Source organism: Rhodanobacter sp. sgz306013 (assembly GCF_057031145.1).
Genome location: NZ_JBXCIJ010000004.1, coordinates 571,120 through 590,752 on the forward strand (window position 1 = coordinate 571,120; position 19,633 = coordinate 590,752).

Genomic DNA, 19,633 nt, shown 5'->3' on the forward strand with positions numbered 1-19,633 from the left:
CTGTAAGGGTCTCCTTCCCCATGCCGGTCATCCGATGAAATTGTTCGAGCCCCTCCCGCAACGCAGCCTCAGCCTGCGCAACCGCGTCGTGGTGTCGCCGATGTGCCAGTACTCGGCCATCGACGGCGTGCCCGACAACTGGCATCTGGTGCATCTGGGCAGCCGGGCGGTGGGCGGCGCGGGCGCGGTGATCGCCGAGGCCACCGCGGTATCGGCGCAAGGGCGCATCTCGCCGGGCGATACCGGCATCTGGAACGACGCCCAGGTCGCCGCCTGGCGGCCGATCACCGCCTTCATCGCGGCGCAGGGCGCGGTTCCCGGCGTGCAGCTGGCGCATGCCGGCCGCAAGGCCAGCGCGCACCGGCCGTGGGACGGCGGCGGTGCACTCACCGCGGCCGAGGGGGCATGGACCACGGTGGCGCCTTCGGCGCTGCCGTTCGACGCCGGCTGGCAAACGCCCGTGGCGCTGGATGCGGCCGGCATGCGCCAATTGATCGGCGATTTCCGTGCGGCCGCGCAGCGCGCACTGGTGGCCGGCTTCAAATTGATCGAGCTGCACGCCGCCCATGGTTACCTGCTGCACCAGTTCCTGTCGCCACTCAGCAACCGGCGGGAGGACGAATACGGCGGCAGCTTCGAGAACCGCACGCGGCTGGTGCGCGAGGTGATCGGCGCCCTGCGCGAGGTATGGCCGGAAGAACTGCCGCTGTGGCTGCGCATCTCGGCCACGGACTGGGCCGAGGGCGGCTGGGACGTGGAGCAGAGCGTGCGGCTGGCGCGCGAGGTCAAGCCGCTGGGCGTGGACCTGATCGACGTGTCCAGCGGCGGCCTGGTGCCGCACGTGAAGATCCCGCTGGAGCCGGGCTACCAGGTGCCGTTCGCCGCGCGCGTGCGCCGCGAGGCCGGCATCGCCACCGGCGCGGTGGGCCTGATCACCGATGCCCGGCAGGCTGCCGCGGTCGTGGCCAACGACGAGGCCGATGTGGTGCTGATCGCCCGCGAAAGCTTGCGCGACCCGTATTTCCCGCGCCGGGCGGCGCAGGAGCTGGGTGCGCCGTTGCCCGCGCCGGCGCAATATCAGCGGGCATGGTGAGCGGGGAAAGCCGATGGAAGCGCAACCGATCCTGATCGACGGCCGCCTGCACGATCTCGGCGACGGCTTCACGGTGCGCCGGCTGCTGCCGGTGCTGCAGGCCCGCCACGTAGGTCCGTTCGTGTTCTACGACCACATGGGACCGGCGGATTTCGCACCCGGTCGCGGCATGGACGTGCGGCCGCATCCGCACATCGGCCTTGCCACGGTGACTTGGCTGTTCGACGGCACGATCCGCCATCGGGACAGCCTGGGCAGCCTCGCCGACATCCGGCCCGGCGCGGTGAACTGGATGACCGCCGGCCGAGGCATCGTGCATTCCGAGCGCACGCCGCCGGAGTCGCGCGCCGCTGGCCAGCGCCTGCATGGCATCCAGGTGTGGGTGGCGCTGCCGCGCGACCACGCGGAGATCGCGCCGGAGTTCCACCACCACGAGGCCGAGGCCTTGCCGCAAGTCCGCCATGTCGGCGTCGAGCTGGTGCTGATCACCGGCACCGGCTGGGGCGTGGCCTCGCCGGTGAAGGTGTACGCGCCGATGTATTTCGCCGAGGCGCAGCTGGCGGCCGGCGCCGGGCTGGCGTTGCCGGCCGAGCATGCCGAGCATGGCGTGCATGTGATCGAGGGTGAACTGGAGTGGGGTGGCGTGTCGCTGGAAGCGGGCGGGATGGCGGTGCAGGTGGATGGCGCCGCGCCAACCCTGCACGCCGTCCGGGCCAGCCGCGTGATGCTAATCGGCGGCGCACCGCTGGATGGCGAGCGCCACCTTTGGTGGAACTTCGTGGCCGCCGACCGCGAGCGCATCGAGCAGGCCAAGGCTGACTGGCGCGAGGGGCGGTTCCCCAAGGTGCCCGGCGACGAAGACGAATTCATTCCCCTGCCACCGGGCTGACGGAGTACGCATGAGCGAGTTCGCCAGTTTCCGCGCGTTCTACCCGTACTACCTCGGCGAGCACAGCCAGCGCCTGTGCCGCCGCTGGCATTTCATCGGCAGCTCGCTGGTGCTGCTGATCCTGCTGCTGGCGATCGCCAGTGGACGCTGGGCACTGCTGTGGCTGCTGCCGGTGGCCGGCTACGGCTGCGCGTGGATCGGCCACTTCGTCTACGAGAAGAACCGGCCGGCCACGTTCCGCCACCCGCTGTACAGCCTGCTGGGCGACTGGGTGATGTACGCGCAGATGTTGCGCGGCAGGGTGAGTTTCTGATGGCTCCTCCGCCCTCTGCCGGTGCGGGGAGGGGCTTTTCCCTCAGCGGTACTGCCGGTGACAGCTCTGGCAGGTCTCGCCCACCGGCTTGAGCGCCGCGGCCAGCGCCGCGCAGGTGGCCGGCGCGGACACGGTAGCCCGCTGCAGGCGAGTCTGCAGCTGGTTCGCGTCGTCGACGAAGGTTTTGTCCGCGATGCCAAAGGTGGGCACGATGTCGGTGGCGGTGGATTGCAGGCGCAGCAGGTGGTGCTGGATCGTCGCCGCGTCGCACTTCTGCGCCTTCATCGCCTGCTTCAGTTCGCCGATGTGGTAGCCCATGGTGTGCATCACCGCCTTGGGCATGGGATTGCGCGCGGCCAGCGCGTCCATCACGTTGACGGTGCCGATCACGCCGATGACCAGGCCGAGCAGGATCAAAAGTGCAGCGCGCATCGCGGGGTTCCCGGTGGAGGTCGATTCGCGAGGATAACCCGGTTCATCGGGGCGAGGCGATAGAATCGCGGTTTTGTGCAGTGCCACCCGGCAGGGTCTTCCGATGAGCGATCCGTCCTTCCCGCACGAACGTTTTGCCGGTATCGAGCGGCTGTACGGTGCCGGCAGCGTGGCCAAGCTGGCGCAACGCCACGTCTGCGTGGTGGGCGTGGGTGGCGTGGGCTCGTGGGCGGCCGAGGCGCTGGCGCGCAGCGGGGTGGGGCGGCTCACCCTGATCGACGCGGACGAGGTTTGCGTGTCGAATACCAACCGCCAGCTGCACGCGCTGGACGGCGAGTACGGCAAGCCCAAGGTGGGCGTGATGGCCGCGCGGCTGCACGCGATCAACCCGGCGCTGCGGCTGGAGGCGATCGAGCGTTTCCTCACCACCGCCACGCTGGACGAGCTGCTGGACCGAGGCTACGACGCGGTGCTGGATGCCTGCGACGCTTTCCGCGTGAAGCTGGAGATGATCGCCTGGTGCCGCCGGCGCAAGCTGCCGATCGTCACCGTGGGCTCGGCCGGCGGCCGTACCGACCCGACGCAGATCCGCGTGCGCGACCTCTCGCGCACCGAGCACGACGCGATGTTCAGCCTGATCCGCAAGAAGCTCCGCGCGGACTTCAACTTCCCGCGCAGCCCGCAACGCTACTTCGGCGTGCCGGCGGTGTATTCGCTGCAGAACGTGCAGTACCCGCAGCCGGATGGCAGCGTTTGCGGCACCCGGCCGCCCGGTGGCGACGCGCTCAACCTTGCCTGCGGCGGCGGTCTGGGCGCCGCGACGCATATCACCGGGGCGTTCGCGTTCGCTGCCGTGGGGAAGGTGATGGAGCGGCTGCTGCAGGCCGACAGCTAGGCGCGCCAGCGCCTCAGGAGCGCCCGCGGCCGGGAACGTCCACGGCTTCGACGGCACCCGCGAACCGGGCCTGGTCGCCGCCGGCCTGCTTGGCGCGGTACATCGCGCGATCCGCGGCGCGGGCCAGTTGCTCGCCGTCCTCGCCGTCGGCGGGAAAGACCGCCACGCCGATGCTCGCCGACATGCGGATCGGCTGCTCCGCGATCCGGAAGACCGGGCCGAGCGCGGCGCGGATCCGCTCCGCGATGTCCACGGCGTGGCCGGGCGATGCCAGCGTATCGAGCAGCACCACGAACTCGTCGCCGCCGATGCGTCCCGCGACGTCGTTTTCGCGCAGGCAGCCGCGGAGGCGGGCGGCGACCTCGCACAGCAACAGATCGCCGACGGGGTGGCCGTGCATGTCGTTGACCTGCTTGAAGCCGTCCAGGTCGATGTAGAGCAGCGCCACCAGCGTCTTGCGGCTGGCGGCACGCAGCAGCGTGGCGTCGAGCCGGCGGCCGAACAGGTTGCGGTTGGGCAGATCGGTCAGGGGGTCGTGCAGGGCGAGATGGTGCAGCCGCACCTGCGCCTTCTTGCGCTCGATCGCGGTGCTCAACTGGGTGGCGACGAACTGCAGCAGTTCGCTGTCGGCGTCGCTGTAGCCGGCCTTGCCGCGATGCTCGACCACCAGTGCGCCGATCGGGCCGTCTTTCGACTGCAGGGGCACACCGAGCCAGCGCGCGGCGCCATCCCCCGCCGTCGCGGCCAGCTGCACGGGCTGGCCGCTGCGGATCACCGCGGCGATGCGCGGATCGGCGGCAAGCACCTCCGGTTCGGGTACGGTCTCGTCTTCGCCGTACCTCACGCAGGGAAAGCGCAGGCGGTTCTCCGTGCGATCGTGCAGGGCGACGAGGAAGTTCGTCGCGGGCAGGATGCCGCCGATGATGCGGTGCACCTGCCCGAACAGCGCAGGCAGGTCCTGCGCCGCATGGGCCGCCTCGGCGACCGCGTGCAGCGCCAGCCGCATCGATTCGCCGCGCTTGAGCGCGGTGATGTCGTGGGCGACGGCGATCCTGACCCGGTCGGCTTCAGACCAGCGTGCCGACCACATGATGTGGACCACCCCGCCGTCCTTGCGCACGTAGCGGTTCTGGAAGTTCGATTCGGGCTTGCCGTCCATGATCGCCGCGGCGGTGCGCAGCGTCATTTCGCGGTCCTCCGGATGCACCAGCTCGATCATCGGCCGTCCGATCACCTCCTCCGGCGCATAGCCGAAGATGCGCTCGAACGCGGCGCTGACGAACACGTAGCGACCCTCGGCGTCGACGACGCAGATGGCGTCCAGCAGCAGATCCAGGATCTTGCCCAGCGGTGTGTTTGCGGTCGTTTCCATCGGGTCCGGAAGGGTCGCGGCATTCGCGCCGAATCGGCGGCATGCCTGGTGCCGTCGCCGCGCGGGATACGCCTCGACGCATCCCGCGGACGCGGCGATTACCAGCCCATGTAGTGCCCGCCGTTGATGGCGAGGTTGGCGCCGGTGATCCAGGCCGCTTCCTCGCCGGTGAAGAAGGCTACCGCGTGGGCGATTTCCTCCGGCTTGCCGAGCCGGCCCACCGGGATCTGCGCGACGATCTTCTCGCGCACTTCCTCCGGCACCGCCATCACCATGTCGGTGCCCACGTAACCGGGCGAGACGGTGTTCACGGTGATGCCGAACTTCGCGCTTTCCTGCGCCAGCGAGATGGTGAAGCCGTGCATGCCGGCCTTGGCGGCGGCGTAGTTGGCCTGGCCGTACTGGCCCTTCTGGCCGTTGATCGAGCTGATCTGCACGATGCGGCCCCACTTGCGCGCGCGCATGCCCTCGATCACCGGGCGGGTGACGTTGAAGCAGGCGTTGAGATTGGTGTTCACCACGTCCGTCCACTGCTGGTAGCTCATCTTGTGGAAGGTGGTGTCGCGGGTGATACCGGCATTGTTGACCAGGATCTCCACCGGGCCGCACTTCGCCTCGATCGCCTGGATCATTGCGGCGCAGGAGGCGGGGTCGGAGACGTCGCCGGAGACCATGCACACCTCGATGCCTTCGGCAGCCATCGCCTTGCGCCAGGCCTCGGCCTTGTCCGGGTTGCGGTAGTTGGTGGCGACCCGGTGGCCCTGCCGGGCAAGGTAGCGCACGATCGCGCTGCCGATGCCGCCCGTGCCACCCGTGACCAAAGCCGTGCGTTGCGTCATGTCCAGTCTCCTTGGGGTTCGCTGCAGGGCGCGCGTCGCGACGGTCGGCGACCGTCGCTGGCCCATGGAGAGATTTATAACCGCTCAGCCGGCAAAGCAACCGCCGCGTTTTGGAATAAGCGCCGGATCGAAGCGGGCTGCCGCGGCGGCCAGTAGCGCAGGCGCATCGGCGACGTCCGCGGGGGACGGCTGGCCGAGGAAGGCAAGGGCGCGGCGCAGCGCCGGCAGCGGATCGCCCGGGTCGACCGGCCAGGCCTGCGTCGACTTGGAGAGCTTGTGCCCCGCGCCGTCCAGCGCCAGCGGCAGGTGCAGGTAGCGCGGCGTGGGCAGGCCAAGCAGGCGCTGCAGCCAGATCTGGCGCGGCGTGGAGTCGAGCAGGTCGCAGCCACGCACCACCTCGGTGATGCCCTGGTGCGCGTCGTCCACCACGCAGGCGAGCTGGTAGGAATACAGGCCCTCGACGCGGCGTATCACGAAGTCGCCGGCGGCTTCGCGCAGGTTCTGCCGCTGCGGGCCCTGCACGGCGTCGTCGAAGGCGATGTCGCGGTCGGGTGCGCGCAGCCGCCAGGCCGGCTCGCGCCGCGGGTCAGGCGGCGCCACGCAGCGACCGTCGCGATGGAGCCCTGCGCTGGCGGCCAGTCCGCTGCGGCTGCACCAGCAGGGGAACACCGCGTCGATAGCGCGCAGCCGCGCGAACGCGGCGTCGTAGGCGGCCCGGCGCCGGGACTGGTACAGCACCGGTTCGTCCGCTGCGAAACCGAATGCCGGCAGGGCGTCGAGGATGGCGGCGGCCGCGCCGGGTACTTCGCGCGGCGGGTCGATGTCCTCCATGCGCAGCAGCCAGCGGCCACCGGCCTGGCGGGCGCGCAGCCAGCTGCCGAGCGCGGCGACCAGCGAGCCGAAGTGCAGCAGTCCGGTGGGCGAGGGGGCGAAGCGTCCACGGTATTCCATCGCCGAAGTCTGCCTGTCGGCCGCCCCGCTGGCGAGTGAAGCCGCGGCTTGAAAACATCCGGCAGCGCCTACACTCATCGGCAAGATTTCCATCCCCGTGACTGCCAACGAGACAGCCATGCGCCGCATCATCCTGTTCCTCGGCACCAACCTTGCCGTCCTCCTCCTGCTGGGCATCGTCTGCCACCTGCTCGGGGTGGACCAGATGGCGGCGGCGCAGGGGTTCGGCGGCAGCACCGGCCTGCTGATCTACGCCGCGGTGTTCGGCATGGGCGGCGCCTTCATCTCGCTGGCCATGTCGAAATGGATGGCCAAGATGACCACTGGCGCCCGGGTGATCGAGCAGCCGGCCAGCGAGACCGAACGCTGGCTGCTGGACACCGTGCGCCGCCACGCGCAGAACGCCGGCATCGGCATGCCCGAGGTGGCGATCTACGACGCGCCGGAGATGAATGCCTTCGCCACCGGCATGACCAAGAACAGCGCGCTGGTGGCGGTGAGCAGTGGCCTGCTGCAGCAGATGGACCGCGAGCAGATTGCCGCGGTGCTCGGGCACGAGATTGGCCACGTCGCCAACGGCGACATGGTGACCATGACCCTGATCCAGGGCGTGCTGAACACGCTGGTGATCCTCGCCGCACGCATCGTGGGGCGGTTGGTGGACAGCTGGTTGTCGGGCGGCCGCGACGACAACCGGGGCGGCAGCGGCATCGGCTACTTCGTCACCGTGATGGTGCTGCAGCTGGTGTTCGGCCTGTTCGCCTCGATGGTGGTGATGGCGTTCTCGCGCTGGCGCGAGTTCCATGCCGACGCCGCGGGTGCCAAACTCGCTGGCCGTGGCGCGATGATCTCCGCATTGCAGCGGCTGCAGATCGGGCACGGCGAGAACAGCCTGCCGAAGACCCTCGCCGCGTTCGGGATCTCCGACCGCATGGGTACAGGCTTCCAGCGCCTGTTCATGAGTCACCCGCCGCTGGAAGAGCGCATCGCCGCGCTGCAGAACGCTGCTTGATTTGTGCGCCTTGCCTGGGCGCAAAGAACAAACCGGCGTCCATGCCGGACTTTCAGGGAAGCCAGACCGATGAACGCATCCACCACCGAAACCCGCAAATTCGAGGCCGAAGTCGCCCAGGTGCTGCACCTGGTCACCCATTCGCTGTACTCGCACAAGGAGATCTTCCTGCGCGAGCTGGTCTCCAACGCCTCTGACGCCTGCGACAAGCTGCGCTTCGAGGCCATCGGCATGCCGGAGCTGCTGGCGGGCGAGGGCGAGCTGCATATCGACGTGAGCTGGGACGAAGCCGCGCGCACCATCACCGTGCGCGACAACGGCATTGGCATGACACGCGACGAGGTGGTGGCGAACATCGGCACCATCGCCAGCTCCGGCACGCGCCGGTTCCTGGAAGCGATGAGTGGCGAGCAGAAGGCCGACGCGCGCCTGATCGGCCAGTTCGGCGTGGGCTTCTATTCCGCCTTCGTTGTGGCCGACAAGGTCAGCGTGCTGACCCGCCGCGCCGACGCGGCGGCTGGCGACGGCGTGAAGTGGGAGAGCGACGGCAAGGGCGAATACCTGCTGGAGCAGGTCGAGCTGGCCGAACGGGGCACCGCGGTGGTCCTGCACCTCAAGGCCGACGAGGACGAATTCCTCAAGAGTTGGCAGCTGAAGTCGCTGATCCGTAAGTATTCCGACCACGTGGCCTTCCCGATCCGCATGCCGGTAGAGAAGGAGGGCAAGCTCACCGACGAGTGGGAGACCGTCAACGACGCTTCCGCGCTGTGGGCCAAGCCGAAGTCGGAAATTTCCGACGCGGACTACCAGGGCTTCTACAAGTCGCTGGGCCACGACTTCAACGATGCGCTGGCCTGGACCCACAACCGCGTCGAGGGCAGCCAGAGCTTCACCACGCTGCTCTATATCCCCGCGCAGCCGCCGTTCGACCTGATGATGGGCGGCCGCGACGAGCGCAAGGGGCTGAAGCTCTACATCAAGCGCGTCTTCATCATGGACGCGGCCGAGGAACTGCTGCCGAACTACCTGCGTTTCGTGCGCGGCGTGGTGGATGCCGACGATCTGCCGCTCAACGTCAGCCGCGAGATTCTGCAGCACAATCGCCAGCTGGAGCGCATCAAGGCTGCCTGCGTGAAGCGCGTGCTGGACCTGATCGAGAAGCTGGCCAAGGACGAGCCGGAGAAGTTCGCCACCTTCTGCAAGGCCTTCGGCAACACGCTGAAGGAAGGTATCAGCGAGGACGCCTCGAACCGCGAGCGCATCGCCAAGCTGCTGCGCTTTGCCTCCACCGGCACCAAATCACACCCGGGCGAGGGCGCCGAACAGAAGACCTCGCTGGACGACTATGTCGGCCGCATGGCGGTGGGCCAGGACGCGATCTGGTACATCACCGCCGACAGCTACAAGGCCGCCGCCGGCAGCCCGCAACTCGAAGCGTTCCGTGCCAAGGGCATCGAGGTGCTGCTGATGTTCGACCGCATCGACGAATGGATGGTCGGCTATCTCGGCGAGTACGAAGGCAAGAAGCTGCGCAACGTCGCCAAGGGCGAGCTGCCGCTGGACGAGGCCGAGAAGAAGCAGCAGGAGGAAGCGGCAAAAGAGGCCGGTCCGCTGCTGAAGAAGCTGAAGGAGCTGCTTGGCGAGCGCGTGGGCGAGGTCAAGGTGTCCGCACGTCTCACGGACTCGCCCTCCTGCCTCGCGCTGAACGACTACGAGATGGCGCCGCACCTGGCCCGCCTGCTGCGCGAGGCTGGCCAGGAAGTGCCCGAGAACAAGCCCGTGCTGGAGATCAACCCGGCCCACCCGCTGCTGAAGCGCGTGGAAGCCGAGGCCGACGAAGGCCGGGCGAAGGATCTCGCGAGCCTGCTGCTGGACCAGGCCGAGATCGCCGCCGGTGCCCCGTTGTCCGATCCCGCCGCCTTCGTGCAGCGGATGAACCGGGTGCTGCTGGGCGCGTAAGCCCTCGCCTTGGCCGGCCCGGGAAAGCAGAGGCCCGTCGCTTGCGACGGGCCTCTGGATTTGCGCGGGGAGATTTACCGGGTGCGGGGCGCCGGACTGGGCGTATTGGGCGTATTGCCGGACGTGCCGTGCATCGCGGGCGCCGGCGCCATGGCCGGTACCGGTTGGCTGCCGCCCTTGTAGGCCGGGCGGTAACCGTCGTTGTAGTTGCGGATGGGCAGATTCGGGCGCATGCCTCGGCGGAAGCGCATGTCCTGGCTGGCCAGCGCAAGGCGGTCGCCGTCCAGGTGCACCCAATACCAGGAGCCCGGCGGCACCGGTTTGGTCGATACATAGGCAAACCAGGCCTTGTAGTCGCCGTCCGCGCGCGGCTCGGTGCGCACGGCCAGGTTCATGATGAACTGGCTGGGCATCGGCTTGCCGTGCTTGTCGACGGCGGGCTTGCGGATCATCTCGTCCAGGTTCGCGCGCAGCAGGCGGCTGAACCTGGGCGTGAGCCGGTAGGCGGGAGAGGCCTGGGTGACCCTGCCCTGGGCGTTCACCTGCACCAGCACCGGCTCGACCCTGTGGGGGAACTGGTTGAGCGACATCGAATCGTCGGCGATGGCACCGGTGCTGCCCAGCATGGCGACGACGGCGACAGCGAGACACGTGGCGCGCATGATGCTCTCCTTGCGTGGGGGGGGTACCCATCACATACGCCCGTACCGATGGGCTTGTCAATTCAGCATTGCACGCGACCGCCGGCCAGCGTCGTGCAGTTCTTCACCCGCGGCTGATCCCGTGCCGGTGGCGGCTGGTGCGCATGCGGCTGGCCGGGCTGTGGGTGGTCGGGCCGCGATGGATGGAACCGGGGGTAGGGGCGTGATCCGGCCCAGCCGTAGGGCGGGAGCAGGAAGGTCGGCTGGCTCAGCTCGGCCTGGTAGGCCGCGTTCTGCTCGCGCAGCCTGTCGTTCTCTGCTTGCAGCTGCGCGCGTTCGTTGGCCTGCTCGGCCTGAGCATGCAGCGCGGCGGCCTGGCGGGCTTGCGCGCGGGCCTGTTCTGCCTGTTGCTGCGCGAGTTCGGCCGCCTGCCTGGCCTGCTCGGCGCGGGCCTCCTCGGCGGCCTGATGGATGGCCAGGCGCTCGCGGTAGAGCGCGTCCAGGTGGCGGGCCTTGGCCCAGGCCGCGGCGAGGCCGTCCTGGCCGAAGCGCAGGTAATGGTCGATGGTTTCGGCGGCGTCGGCCTGGTGCAGCAATTCACCGTTGCCGGCGGGGCAGGGTTGATCGGTGTAGGCGACCTGACCGCCTTGCATGCACTTGTAGATGTTTTGCGCGCCTGCGTCCGATGGCGCCACGGCCAGCAGCACAAGCAGCGCGGAAGCGACGGCGGGAAGGCGGTCCATGCCGCCATTCTGCATCGTGCGGATGTTGCCTGGGCGTGACCGCGATACGCCGGGCCGGTTCGGTGGTTCCGTCGCGCAGTGGCGGATTGGCGCCGGCTGCCGCCTGTCAGGTCGACGGGGCCTTCTTCCGTCGCCGCGGCTTCTGCTCCGCGGTCGCCAGCAACTGCTGCAGGTAGGCGATGCCTTCCTCCTCGGGAAAGAACGCCACCACGTCGGCCACGCCGAGCTGGTGGCGCGCGCGCAAGGCGAGGAATTCCTCGCGGGCACGGGCGAGGCGTTGGGCCTCGGCCGCCCTCTTGCCCAGGGGCCTGGCTTTCGCTGCAGGCACCGGCTGCGGTGCGGGCTTCGGTTCGGGCTTACCCTGGTCGAGTGCGGCGAGCTCGGCCTGGAACTGACGGAAGTCGTAGGACTTGGAACTCATGGTTCTCGCGTGGTTCGTAGACGGTGCCATTGTCGCATGCCCGTGGCGCCGGCTTCCGGCTACCGGCGGGATCGCGTCTAATGCGGTGCTGGGTCCCCCGAAACGTCCGTGATGAGTGCCTTGCTGCTGTTGTTCGCCTGCCTGGCGCTGGGTGCGCTGGTGCGCCATTTTGCGCAGCCGCCGGCCGGCATCGCGCACGGGCTGAACTGGTGGGTGCTCAACATCGCGCTGCCGGCCCTGGTGCTGGAGCTGATCCCGCAGGTGAGGATCGACGCGCAGCTGTGGTTCCTGGTGGCGGCGATGTGGCTCACGTTCTTCGGCGCCTGGCTGCTGTTCGCGTGGCTGGGGTCGCGGCTGGGCTGGTCGCGCGGGCGCATCGGCGCGCTGGCCCTGGTATGCGGGCTGGGCAACACCTCGTTCATGGGCTATCCGATGCTGCAGGCGCTGCACGGGGAGGCCGGGCTGAGGCTGGCGGTGGTGGCCGACCAGCTGGGTTGCTTCCCGCTGCTGGCCTCGGTGGGCGTGGTGGTGGCCTGCCTGTACGCGGGGCGGGATCCCGATCCGCGCCGGATCGCGCGGCGCATCGCCACGTTTCCCGCCTTCATCGCGCTGGTGGTCGGCATCATCGCCGGCGTGCTGGGCGGCTGGCCGACGGTGCTGGATGGCGTGTTCCATCCGCTGGGCGTCACGCTGACGCCGCTCGCGTTGTTCTCGGTGGGGCTGCAGCTCCGGCTGCGGGTGGGCGATCGGCAGCTTGGCGCGGTGGCGTGCGGACTGGGCTGGAAGCTGCTGCTGGCGCCGGGGCTGTGCTGGGCGCTGGGCGCCGCGGCCGGCGTGGGCGGGCTCACGCTCACCGTGGGCGTGCTGCAGGCGGCGATGGCGCCGATGGTCTCAGCCACCATCCTCGCCGACGAGTACGAGCTGGATCCGGAACTGGCGAACACCGTGCTGGGCGCGGGGATCGTGCTGTCGCTGCTCACGGTGCCGCTGGGCAACTGGCTGCTGGGTGCCTGACGGCACCGCCGGTGCGGCGATAATGGCGGCGATGAAAGACATCTATGGCAACGCCCCTGCCGAAGTACGCGCCGACGTGTGGCTGTGGGCCGCGCGCTTCTTCAAGACGCGCAGCCTCGCCAAGCAGGCGATCGACGGCGGCAAGATCGACGTCAACGGCGCCGGCTGCAAGCCGGCCAAGTCCCTGCACGCAGGCGACGTGCTGAAGATCAGCCGCGGCGAGGAGCGCCTGGAGGTCGAGGTATTGATGTTGGCGGACAAGCGCGGCCCGGCCAGCGTGGCGCAGGCGCTGTACCGCGAGAGCGAGGCGAGCCGGCTGGCGCGCGAGGCCAGGCGGGAACAGCACCGGCTGGTTGGCGTGCAGGCGCCGCGCCAGCGGCCCGACAAGCATGCGCGCAGGGAACTGCGCCGGTTGAAGGACCGGCATGAGACGTGATCGACATCTGCCGCGCGGGCTCTGAGCAGTGCATCGCAGATTGCGCCGCGGTTCTGCCGCACCATCCCCTGCAACAACAGGTCGCGCCAAGTCCGCGACCTTTACTGGACGGGGATGGCTTCGGGGAGCCTCACGATGAACGGCATGGGATTCTTCAAGCGATGGCTGGGCGGCGCCGACGCGTCGGCGCCGTCGATGGACAGCCGGCGGCAGGCGCCACTGGGCACGCGCATGCTGGTGGTGGACGATTCGCCCACGATCTGCGCGGTGCTGGGCCGCATGCTGGAGCAGGACGGCTACGCGGTGCAGAAGGCCGCCGACGGCGAGCGGGCGCTGGAGCTGGCGAAGACCGAACTGCCCGAGCTGATCTTCCTCGACATCGTGCTGCCGGGCATCAACGGTTTCGCGGTGCTGCGTGCGCTGCGCCACGACCCGCTCACGGCGCACATCCCGATCGTGATGATCAGCGGCAACCCGCAGGCCACCGAGCAGTTCTACGTGCAGCGCTACGGCGCCGACGACTTCATGAAGAAGCCGTTCGGCCGTGTCGAGGTGCAGGCCAGCATCGAGGCGCTGGTGCGCGCAGGGCGGCTGGCCGGCCGCAGAGTGGTCGTGGCACCGGCCGTTGCACCCGAGCTGACGCCACCGCCAACGCATGTGCAGGTGCTGCCGGCCTGAGTTTTTCCGGCGCCCGCGTGGGTGGGTCGCAAAGCGAGGAAGCCGGCGTCGCCAAGCGCCGGCTTCTTCGCTTGCACCGGCCGGTCAGGCCTGGTCGAACCGGTCGAGGTTCATCACCTTGGCCCAGGCCGCCACGAAATCGTGCACGAACTTCTCCTTGCCGTCGGCGCTGGCGTAGACCTCCGCCAATGCGCGCAGCACCGAGTTCGACCCAAACACCAGGTCCACCCGGGTGCCGGTGTACTTCATCGCGCCGCTCTTGCGGTCCCGGCCCTCGAACTGGTCGCCGGCCGGCTTCCACTCGATGGCCATGTCCAGCAGGTTGATGAAGAAATCGGTGCTGAGCACGCCAGGCCGGTCGGTGAACACGCCGTGCCGGCTGCCGTCGTAGTTGGCGCCCAGCACGCGCAGGCCGCCGACCAGCGCGGTCATCTCCGGTGCGGTCAGCGTGAGCAGCTGGGCCTTGTCGATCAGCAGGTGTTCGGCGGGCACGCTCGATCCGCCCTTGAGGTAGTTGCGGAAACCATCGGCGAAAGGCTCCAGGTGCCGGAACGATTCGACGTCGGTCTGCTGGGCGCTGGCGTCAACGCGGCCTGGCGAGAACGGCACCTCGACGTCGATGCCCGCGGCCTTGGCCGCCATCTCGATACCCACGCCGCCGGCCAGCACGATCACGTCGGCCAGCGAGGCCTTGCCGGAGGCCTGCTGGATGTCTTCCAGCTTGGGCAGCGCCTTGATGGCCTGCGCATTGACCGTCCAGTCCCTCTGCGGGGCGAGGCGGATTCGCGCGCCGTTGGCGCCGCCGCGCTTGTCGCCGCCGCGGAAGGTGGAGGCCGAGGCCCAGGCCAGCGAAACCAGTTGCGACACGCCGAGGCCGGAGCCGGCGATCCTCGCCTTGAGGTCGGCGATATCGGCGGCGCTGGGATGGTGCGTGGCCTCGGGCAACGGGTCCTGCCAGAGCAGGTCCTCCTGTGGCACTTCGGGGCCCAGGTAACGCGCCTTGGGACCGAGGTCGCGATGGGTCAGCTTGAACCACGCGCGTGCATACGCATTGGCGAACGCCTGCGGGTCATCGCGGAAACGGCGCGAGATCTTTTCGTAGGCGGGATCGAAGCGCAGCGACAGGTCGGTGGTGAGCATGGTCGGCCGACGCTTCGGCGAATCCGGCGAAGGTCCCGGAATAATCGCGTCGACGCCCTTGGCGACCCATTGGTGTGCGCCGGCGGGGCTCTTTTCCGGTTCCCACTCGAAGTCGAAAAGGAACTTGAAAAAGTCGTTGCTCCATTGCACCGGCGTGCGCGTCCAGGTGACCTCCAGGCCGGAGGTGATGGCGTCCTTGCCCACGCCGCTGCCGAAGGTGCTGGCCCAGCCGAGACCCTGCTCTTCGAGCGGAGCGGCCTCCGGGGCGGCGCCGACGTGGCTGGCCGGCGCGGCGCCGTGGGTCTTGCCCAGGGTATGGCCGCCCGCGATCAGTGCGACGGTTTCCTCGTCGTCCATGGCCATGCGCGCGAAGGTCTCGCGGATGTCGTGCGCCGCGGCGAGCGGATCGGGCTTGCCGTCCGGGCCTTCCGGGTTCACATAGATCAGCCCCATCTGCACCGCGCCCAGCGGGTTGTCGAGCGTGCGCTCGCCTGGCTTGCCGTGGGAATAGCGGCTGTTCGGCGCGTCGCTCGGCGCCAGCCACTCGGTCTCGCCGCCCCAGGACACGTCCTGGTCGGGCTCCCATACGTCTTCGCGCCCGGCGGCGAAGCCGAAGGTGCGGAATCCGGTGGACTCCAGCGCCACGTTGCCGGCCAGCACGATCAGGTCGGCCCACGAGATCTTCTGGCCGTATTTCTGTTTCACCGGCCACAACAGCCGACGTGCCTTGTCGAGGCTGACGTTGTCGGGCCAGGAGTTCAGCGGGGCGAATCGCTGCTGACCGCGCCCCGCACCGCCGCGGCCGTCGCCGACGCGGTAAGTGCCGGCGCTATGCCAGGCCATGCGGATCATCAAACCGGCGTAGCTGCCGAAGTCGGCCGGCCACCAGTCCTTCGAATCGGTCATCAGGGCCAGCAGGTCTTGCTTCAGCGCGGCGTAATCGAGCTTCGCGAATTCGGCGCGGTAGTCGAACGCTTTGTCCAGCGGACTGGATTTTTCGGAGTGCTGGCTCAGCAACTCGAGACGCAGCTGGTTCGGCCACCAGTCCCGGTTGGCGGTGCCGGTCGCGGCGGGATGGAAGGGGCACTTCGCTTCGGCTGACATGGTCTCTCTCTCCTGGGGTGGCGATACTGGCGTGCCGCATCGTCACGGCGATCCCTTGGGGTTTGCACGGAACCGTCCATGGACAACTTGGGTGCGGGGCACAGCCGGAGCACGCGGGGCGGCGAAGGAACAATCTACGCAGCAACCGCCATTGATTGAATTTGATTGTTCCAATGCCGGTGATAGGCAGCGGTTATCGAATGCCGGCTCGAAGAGCAGAATTTAGAACAGTGCCGAATGCACCGTGACCGTGAGGTGTCGGGAGCCTGGGCGAGCCCTCGACCGTACGCGGCGCAGCATGAATGTCTCTCCGGCTCAGTCGATCAGTTCGTGCGCCGTGGCGCGAGCCGCCGCGCGGATTTCCTCCCGGAAGGCCTCGTCCTCGATGGTGCGCGCCAGCACCATGCCGCCCACGCACAGTGCGGCGAGTGCCAGCCCGCGCTGGCGTGCGCCCTCCGCGCCGGTGGATGCTCCGGAGCCCTGCGCGAGCATGCCGGCCATGCGTTCCAGCAGTCCGTGGTAGGCCCGTTTCACGCCCGTGCCGGCGCGCGCCACGTCGGAGGGTAGGGCGATCATTGGGCAATGGCCGTCGATGTCGTCCAGATGCTCGCGCGAGAGGTAGATGTCGACCATCTGGCGGGCGAACGCGCTGCCGCCACGCGCGGGATCGAGATCCAGGTGCGGCCAGCGTTCGACCGGGTTGAAATCCCGGTAGGCCGCCACCGCCTCGACGTACAGGTCTTCCTTGGTCTTGAAGTGGTTGTAGAAGCCGCCCCGGGTGAGGCCGGCACCGGCCATGATCTCGTCGATCGAGACCTCGGCGAAACCCTTGCGGTTGAACAGCACGCGGGCGCATTCGACGATGCGCGCGCGGGTCTGCTGCTTGTGCTCGGCGCTGTACGGCATGGCGTTCTCCTGCAGTCGCGGCAAGCGTAGCGCCGACGCTGAATATGTTCTTGAACATATGTAGATGCGGCGCAGACTGCGCACGTCCATCACCGAGGAGTGCGCCATGAAGCTGTACTACGCCGAGACCTTCAATCCCCGCAAAGCCTGCGCGGTGGCGAAGCACCTGGAGTTGCCGGTCGACTACGTACGCGTCGACCTCGCGCGCGGCGAGCAGCGGCAGCCGCCGTACCTTGCGCTGAACCCGAACGGCAAGGTGCCGCTGCTGATCGACGGCGCACTGCGCCTGTGGGAGGCCGACGCGATCATGGTGCACCTGGCGAACAGGGCCGGCTCGGATCTGTGGCCGTCCGCGCCGGCGTCGCAGGTCGACGCGTTACGCTGGCTTTCGTGGAACCAAGCGCATTTCTCGCGGCACGGCGGCACGCTGTTTTTCGAGCACCTGATCAAGCCCCTGCTGGGCATGGGTGACGCCGATGCGGCCGCGGTGGCGGAGGCGGGCAGGTTCTTCCGGCAGTTCGCGGCGGTCCTCGATTCGCACCTGGCCGCGCATGAGTGGCTGGTGGACGACCGGCTGGGCGTGGCGGATTTCGCCGTGTCCACTCCGCTGGGCTGGGCTCGGGAGGCGCAGCTGCCGCTGGACGGTTTCGAGCACGTGGCGCGCTGGCACCGACAATTGCAGGCGCTGCCGGCATGGCGCGATCCGTTCCCGCAGGCGCCTGCCGCCAGCGCCGCCGCCTGACCACGCACGGGAGCCGGGATCATGCGCAGACTGATTGCCTTTGAAATGTTGACCCTGGACGGCTGCTATGCCAGCACGGACGGCGATTTCGGCTGGACCCACCGGCGCGAACGCGATGCGGAATGGGATGCCTTCGTGGCGGGCAACGCTGGCAGCGGCGGCGAGCTGGTGTTCGGGCGTCGCACCTACGAGATGATGGCGTCCTGGTGGCCCACGCCGGCGGCCGCGCAGAACGAACCGCAGGTGGCCGAAGCGATGAACGCGATGCCGAAGTACGTTTGCTCGCGCACCTTGCACGAGGCCGCGTGGAACAACACGACGGTGCTGCAGGGCGACGCGGCGTCGCGTCTGCAGGAGCTGAAGCGCAGCCCGGGCGCCGACCTGGTGATCCTCGGCAGCGGCGAACTGGTGGCCGCGCTGGCGCCGACCGGGCTGATCGACGAATACCAGCTGGTGTTCATCCCGGTGGTGCTGGGCCGGCGCGGCAAGCCGCTGTTCGGTGGCCTCGGGCACGGCATGGAGTTGCGTCTCGCCGAGTCGCGTCGCTTCGGCAACGGCAACATGCTGCTCTGTTACCGGCCGCGGCCGCCTGAGGCGTGAACCGTCCTGCTTGCGTCCGTCCGCGCTGGCACGGAAACTGCGCCGGCGCGGGCGCCTTCGCCGGCGGGGGGCAGGGGATGGCCGGTTTCGGTTTGTTGAAGCGCCTGGTGGCCGGCGGCGAGCGCCGCCACAGCGAGCCGCGGGTGCGTGCGGCGACCAGCACCCGGGTGCTGGTGGTGGACGACTCGGCGACGATACGCGCCGTGCTGGGCAAAATGCTCGGCCAGGACGGCTACGAGGTGCTCAAGGCGGCCGACGGCGAGAGCGCGCTCGAACTGGCGCGCGACGAACGGCCCGACCTGGTCTTTCTCGACATCGTGCTGCCTGGCCTGTCTGGCTTCGCGGTATTGCGCAAGCTGCGGCACGACCCGCTGACCGCACACATCCCGATTGTGATGATCAGCGGCAATGTGCAGGCTACCGAGCAGTTCTACGTGCAGCGCTACGGCGCCGACGATTTCATGAAGAAGCCGTTTGGCCGCGCCGAGGTATTCGAGCGCATCCAGCAACTGGTTCTGACGGGCCGCCTGACGGCACGCGCGCCGGCCGAGCCGGGCCGGCTGCCGGCCGGGGTGAGCCAGGCCGAGTGGGACGCGATTCCCGACATCGCGATGCCGGACGAAGCCCATGCCGCGCCTAGCTTGCCGCCGGAGCCGGACGAGCCGCCGCCGTCGGCTTCCGCGTAGCCCCTTCACCTTCGGCCGTTGCTTCCTGCATCGCCAGCGCGCCGGCATCACGCCCGCGCGTATTCGGGAATGGCGCACACCTAAATCACGGCTGAACTGATGCGGTCACCAGCGTTACCGCGGCGGTCAACTCGATGCGCGGGATGCCGTTCTTCGTCCCGTGCCAGTCAGACAAGCGACGATACGGATCGTTGCTCCGGGGGGGGGCGAAATGTCCAGCGCGGATGACCCGGCCTGCGGCCGCTGGTCGGGATGTGCGGATGCGACCTCCTGGCGTGCACGGTGTGGTTTCTTCCAGAACTGATTCAGCCCGCCAACTATCGACGAGGTTCCTGCTCATGAATGCAAAGACGACGTTCCGCAACGGCTTGATGGGTCTGCTGGTGTCTGCCGTGTTCGCCTCGGGTGTCGCGATGGCCCAGGCCGCGCCACAGACCAGCGTCCCGGGGCATCCCCGCGTCAACGAGGTCAACAACCGACTGGAAAACCAGCAGGACCGGATCCAGACGGGCGTGAAGGATGGCCAGCTCAACGCCAAGCAGGTCACGCGCGACGAAACCCGCGACAACAACATCGCGGCACGGGAGAGCGCCGACGAGGCGAAGCACCACGGCCATCTCACCAAGAAGGAAAAGCGCAACCTCAACAAGTCGCTGAACCGGGACAGCCACCAGATCCGTCGCCAGCGCGTGCGTTGATCCGGCGCGCGAACGGCCGGACGCGTTGGAGCCTCCCCGCACGCGCGGGGAGGCTTTTCATTGCGGCGT

General features: G+C 68.8%; 22 protein-coding genes. 13 read left to right on the forward strand and 9 right to left on the reverse strand.

Going from position 1 to position 19,633, the window contains the following annotated elements; all coding sequences use genetic code 11:
• Positions 1-34: 34 nt before the first annotated feature.
• The 3 genes from AC2EWF_RS15610 to AC2EWF_RS15620 are packed head-to-tail and all read left to right on the forward strand — an operon-like array spanning position 35 to position 2,295.
• Positions 35-1,093: an NADH:flavin oxidoreductase/NADH oxidase gene (locus AC2EWF_RS15610; protein WP_483640289.1), complete on the forward strand. Its 1,059-nt coding sequence runs from the start codon at positions 35-37 to the stop codon at positions 1,091-1,093.
• A 13-nt stretch (positions 1,094-1,106) separates the two neighbouring features.
• A complete protein-coding gene (locus tag AC2EWF_RS15615; protein ID WP_483640290.1) occupies positions 1,107-1,982 on the forward strand; it encodes a pirin family protein in 876 nt (291 codons plus the stop codon).
• A 10-nt stretch (positions 1,983-1,992) separates the two neighbouring features.
• Entirely contained in the window at positions 1,993-2,295 is a 303-nt protein-coding gene (locus AC2EWF_RS15620) for an Mpo1-like protein (RefSeq protein ID WP_483640291.1), read from the forward strand.
• A gap of 42 nt (positions 2,296-2,337) precedes the next feature.
• On the opposite strand, the gene AC2EWF_RS15625 is transcribed toward AC2EWF_RS15620, so the two are convergent.
• A complete protein-coding gene (locus AC2EWF_RS15625) occupies positions 2,338-2,727 on the reverse strand; it encodes a cytochrome c (protein ID WP_483640292.1) in 390 nt (129 codons plus the stop codon).
• Between the two features lie 103 nt (positions 2,728-2,830).
• On the opposite strand from AC2EWF_RS15625, the gene AC2EWF_RS15630 reads away from it, so the two are divergent.
• Positions 2,831-3,622: a tRNA threonylcarbamoyladenosine dehydratase gene (locus AC2EWF_RS15630; RefSeq protein WP_483640293.1), complete on the forward strand. Its 792-nt coding sequence runs from the start codon at positions 2,831-2,833 to the stop codon at positions 3,620-3,622.
• Positions 3,623-3,635: 13 nt separating this feature from the next.
• Here AC2EWF_RS15630 and AC2EWF_RS15635 read toward each other — a convergent pair whose 3' ends face one another.
• The 3 genes from AC2EWF_RS15635 to gluQRS all read right to left on the reverse strand — a co-directional run bounded on the left by AC2EWF_RS15635 (position 3,636) and on the right by gluQRS (position 6,784).
• On the reverse strand, positions 3,636-4,994 hold the full coding sequence (locus AC2EWF_RS15635; RefSeq protein ID WP_483640294.1) for a diguanylate cyclase domain-containing protein: 1,359 nt from the start codon (positions 4,992-4,994) through the stop codon (positions 3,636-3,638).
• A gap of 98 nt (positions 4,995-5,092) precedes the next feature.
• Positions 5,093-5,833, reverse strand: coding sequence for an acetoacetyl-CoA reductase (gene phbB / locus AC2EWF_RS15640; protein ID WP_483640295.1), 741 nt, complete (start codon positions 5,831-5,833; stop codon positions 5,093-5,095).
• 84 nt (positions 5,834-5,917) lie between these two features.
• Positions 5,918-6,784 carry a tRNA glutamyl-Q(34) synthetase GluQRS gene (gene gluQRS / locus AC2EWF_RS15645; protein WP_483640296.1) on the reverse strand — a complete coding sequence of 289 codons (867 nt, stop codon included), beginning with the start codon at positions 6,782-6,784 and terminating at the stop codon, positions 5,918-5,920.
• A 118-nt stretch (positions 6,785-6,902) separates the two neighbouring features.
• Between gluQRS and htpX the strand changes: the two genes are divergently transcribed.
• Both htpX and htpG read left to right on the forward strand, forming a co-directional pair.
• Positions 6,903-7,796, forward strand: a complete 894-nt coding sequence (gene htpX / locus AC2EWF_RS15650) for a protease HtpX (RefSeq protein WP_483640297.1) — start codon at positions 6,903-6,905, stop codon at positions 7,794-7,796.
• A gap of 69 nt (positions 7,797-7,865) precedes the next feature.
• The gene (gene htpG / locus AC2EWF_RS15655) at positions 7,866-9,755 is read left to right on the forward strand and encodes a molecular chaperone HtpG (protein ID WP_483640298.1); all 1,890 of its coding nucleotides are present in this window, start codon (positions 7,866-7,868) and stop codon (positions 9,753-9,755) included.
• A gap of 74 nt (positions 9,756-9,829) precedes the next feature.
• On the opposite strand, the gene AC2EWF_RS15660 is transcribed toward htpG, so the two are convergent.
• The 3 genes from AC2EWF_RS15660 to AC2EWF_RS15670 all read right to left on the reverse strand — a co-directional run bounded on the left by AC2EWF_RS15660 (position 9,830) and on the right by AC2EWF_RS15670 (position 11,560).
• A complete protein-coding gene (locus tag AC2EWF_RS15660; protein ID WP_483640299.1) occupies positions 9,830-10,417 on the reverse strand; it encodes a hypothetical protein in 588 nt (195 codons plus the stop codon).
• A gap of 62 nt (positions 10,418-10,479) precedes the next feature.
• Positions 10,480-11,139: a DUF4124 domain-containing protein gene (locus AC2EWF_RS15665; protein WP_483640300.1), complete on the reverse strand. Its 660-nt coding sequence runs from the start codon at positions 11,137-11,139 to the stop codon at positions 10,480-10,482.
• 106 nt (positions 11,140-11,245) lie between these two features.
• Positions 11,246-11,560, reverse strand: a complete 315-nt coding sequence (locus AC2EWF_RS15670; RefSeq protein WP_483640301.1) for a 2-hydroxyacyl-CoA dehydratase — start codon at positions 11,558-11,560, stop codon at positions 11,246-11,248.
• 111 nt (positions 11,561-11,671) lie between these two features.
• On the opposite strand from AC2EWF_RS15670, the gene AC2EWF_RS15675 reads away from it, so the two are divergent.
• The 3 genes from AC2EWF_RS15675 to AC2EWF_RS15685 all read left to right on the forward strand — a co-directional run bounded on the left by AC2EWF_RS15675 (position 11,672) and on the right by AC2EWF_RS15685 (position 13,688).
• The gene (locus tag AC2EWF_RS15675; protein ID WP_483640302.1) at positions 11,672-12,574 is read left to right on the forward strand and encodes an AEC family transporter; all 903 of its coding nucleotides are present in this window, start codon (positions 11,672-11,674) and stop codon (positions 12,572-12,574) included.
• A 31-nt stretch (positions 12,575-12,605) separates the two neighbouring features.
• On the forward strand, positions 12,606-13,010 hold the full coding sequence (locus tag AC2EWF_RS15680; RefSeq protein ID WP_483640303.1) for an RNA-binding S4 domain-containing protein: 405 nt from the start codon (positions 12,606-12,608) through the stop codon (positions 13,008-13,010).
• 135 nt (positions 13,011-13,145) lie between these two features.
• A complete protein-coding gene (locus AC2EWF_RS15685; RefSeq protein ID WP_483640304.1) occupies positions 13,146-13,688 on the forward strand; it encodes a response regulator in 543 nt (180 codons plus the stop codon).
• A gap of 84 nt (positions 13,689-13,772) precedes the next feature.
• Here the strand turns inward: AC2EWF_RS15685 and katG are convergent, their stop codons facing one another.
• Positions 13,773-15,932, reverse strand: a complete 2,160-nt coding sequence (gene katG, locus AC2EWF_RS15690) for a catalase/peroxidase HPI (RefSeq protein ID WP_483640305.1) — start codon at positions 15,930-15,932, stop codon at positions 13,773-13,775.
• 315 nt (positions 15,933-16,247) lie between these two features.
• Positions 16,248-16,838: a TetR/AcrR family transcriptional regulator gene (locus AC2EWF_RS15695; RefSeq protein WP_483640306.1), complete on the reverse strand. Its 591-nt coding sequence runs from the start codon at positions 16,836-16,838 to the stop codon at positions 16,248-16,250.
• 106 nt (positions 16,839-16,944) lie between these two features.
• Here AC2EWF_RS15695 and AC2EWF_RS15700 point away from each other — a divergent pair, with 106 nt between their 5' ends.
• From AC2EWF_RS15700 to AC2EWF_RS15715, 4 genes are all read left to right on the forward strand, one after another.
• Positions 16,945-17,580: a glutathione S-transferase family protein gene (locus AC2EWF_RS15700; RefSeq protein WP_483640307.1), complete on the forward strand. Its 636-nt coding sequence runs from the start codon at positions 16,945-16,947 to the stop codon at positions 17,578-17,580.
• A gap of 21 nt (positions 17,581-17,601) precedes the next feature.
• Positions 17,602-18,180 carry a dihydrofolate reductase family protein gene (locus AC2EWF_RS15705; protein ID WP_483640308.1) on the forward strand — a complete coding sequence of 193 codons (579 nt, stop codon included), beginning with the start codon at positions 17,602-17,604 and terminating at the stop codon, positions 18,178-18,180.
• A 77-nt stretch (positions 18,181-18,257) separates the two neighbouring features.
• Positions 18,258-18,866, forward strand: coding sequence for a response regulator (locus tag AC2EWF_RS15710; RefSeq protein ID WP_483640309.1), 609 nt, complete (start codon positions 18,258-18,260; stop codon positions 18,864-18,866).
• A 338-nt stretch (positions 18,867-19,204) separates the two neighbouring features.
• Positions 19,205-19,564, forward strand: a complete 360-nt coding sequence (locus AC2EWF_RS15715; protein WP_483640310.1) for a hypothetical protein — start codon at positions 19,205-19,207, stop codon at positions 19,562-19,564.
• The last annotated feature ends 69 nt before the right edge of the window (positions 19,565-19,633 follow it).

Coding starts and splice junctions, on each gene's coding strand:
- AC2EWF_RS15665 (WP_483640300.1), bottom strand. CDS start 11,139: ATGGACCGCCTTCCCGCCGTCGCTTCCGCGCTGCTTGTGCTGCTGGCC.
- AC2EWF_RS15710 (WP_483640309.1), top strand. CDS start 18,258: ATGGCCGGTTTCGGTTTGTTGAAGCGCCTGGTGGCCGGCGGCGAGCGC.
- AC2EWF_RS15680 (WP_483640303.1), top strand. CDS start 12,606: ATGAAAGACATCTATGGCAACGCCCCTGCCGAAGTACGCGCCGACGTG.
- htpG (WP_483640298.1), top strand. CDS start 7,866: ATGAACGCATCCACCACCGAAACCCGCAAATTCGAGGCCGAAGTCGCC.
- AC2EWF_RS15705 (WP_483640308.1), top strand. CDS start 17,602: ATGCGCAGACTGATTGCCTTTGAAATGTTGACCCTGGACGGCTGCTAT.
- htpX (WP_483640297.1), top strand. CDS start 6,903: ATGCGCCGCATCATCCTGTTCCTCGGCACCAACCTTGCCGTCCTCCTC.
- AC2EWF_RS15610 (WP_483640289.1), top strand. CDS start 35: ATGAAATTGTTCGAGCCCCTCCCGCAACGCAGCCTCAGCCTGCGCAAC.
- AC2EWF_RS15625 (WP_483640292.1), bottom strand. CDS start 2,727: ATGCGCGCTGCACTTTTGATCCTGCTCGGCCTGGTCATCGGCGTGATC.
- gluQRS (WP_483640296.1), bottom strand. CDS start 6,784: ATGGAATACCGTGGACGCTTCGCCCCCTCGCCCACCGGACTGCTGCAC.
- AC2EWF_RS15660 (WP_483640299.1), bottom strand. CDS start 10,417: ATGCGCGCCACGTGTCTCGCTGTCGCCGTCGTCGCCATGCTGGGCAGC.
- AC2EWF_RS15715 (WP_483640310.1), top strand. CDS start 19,205: ATGAATGCAAAGACGACGTTCCGCAACGGCTTGATGGGTCTGCTGGTG.
- AC2EWF_RS15700 (WP_483640307.1), top strand. CDS start 16,945: ATGAAGCTGTACTACGCCGAGACCTTCAATCCCCGCAAAGCCTGCGCG.
- AC2EWF_RS15635 (WP_483640294.1), bottom strand. CDS start 4,994: ATGGAAACGACCGCAAACACACCGCTGGGCAAGATCCTGGATCTGCTG.
- AC2EWF_RS15685 (WP_483640304.1), top strand. CDS start 13,146: ATGAACGGCATGGGATTCTTCAAGCGATGGCTGGGCGGCGCCGACGCG.
- AC2EWF_RS15630 (WP_483640293.1), top strand. CDS start 2,831: ATGAGCGATCCGTCCTTCCCGCACGAACGTTTTGCCGGTATCGAGCGG.
- AC2EWF_RS15670 (WP_483640301.1), bottom strand. CDS start 11,560: ATGAGTTCCAAGTCCTACGACTTCCGTCAGTTCCAGGCCGAGCTCGCC.
- AC2EWF_RS15695 (WP_483640306.1), bottom strand. CDS start 16,838: ATGCCGTACAGCGCCGAGCACAAGCAGCAGACCCGCGCGCGCATCGTC.
- AC2EWF_RS15615 (WP_483640290.1), top strand. CDS start 1,107: ATGGAAGCGCAACCGATCCTGATCGACGGCCGCCTGCACGATCTCGGC.
- AC2EWF_RS15620 (WP_483640291.1), top strand. CDS start 1,993: ATGAGCGAGTTCGCCAGTTTCCGCGCGTTCTACCCGTACTACCTCGGC.
- katG (WP_483640305.1), bottom strand. CDS start 15,932: ATGTCAGCCGAAGCGAAGTGCCCCTTCCATCCCGCCGCGACCGGCACC.
- AC2EWF_RS15675 (WP_483640302.1), top strand. CDS start 11,672: ATGAGTGCCTTGCTGCTGTTGTTCGCCTGCCTGGCGCTGGGTGCGCTG.
- phbB (WP_483640295.1), bottom strand. CDS start 5,833: ATGACGCAACGCACGGCTTTGGTCACGGGTGGCACGGGCGGCATCGGC.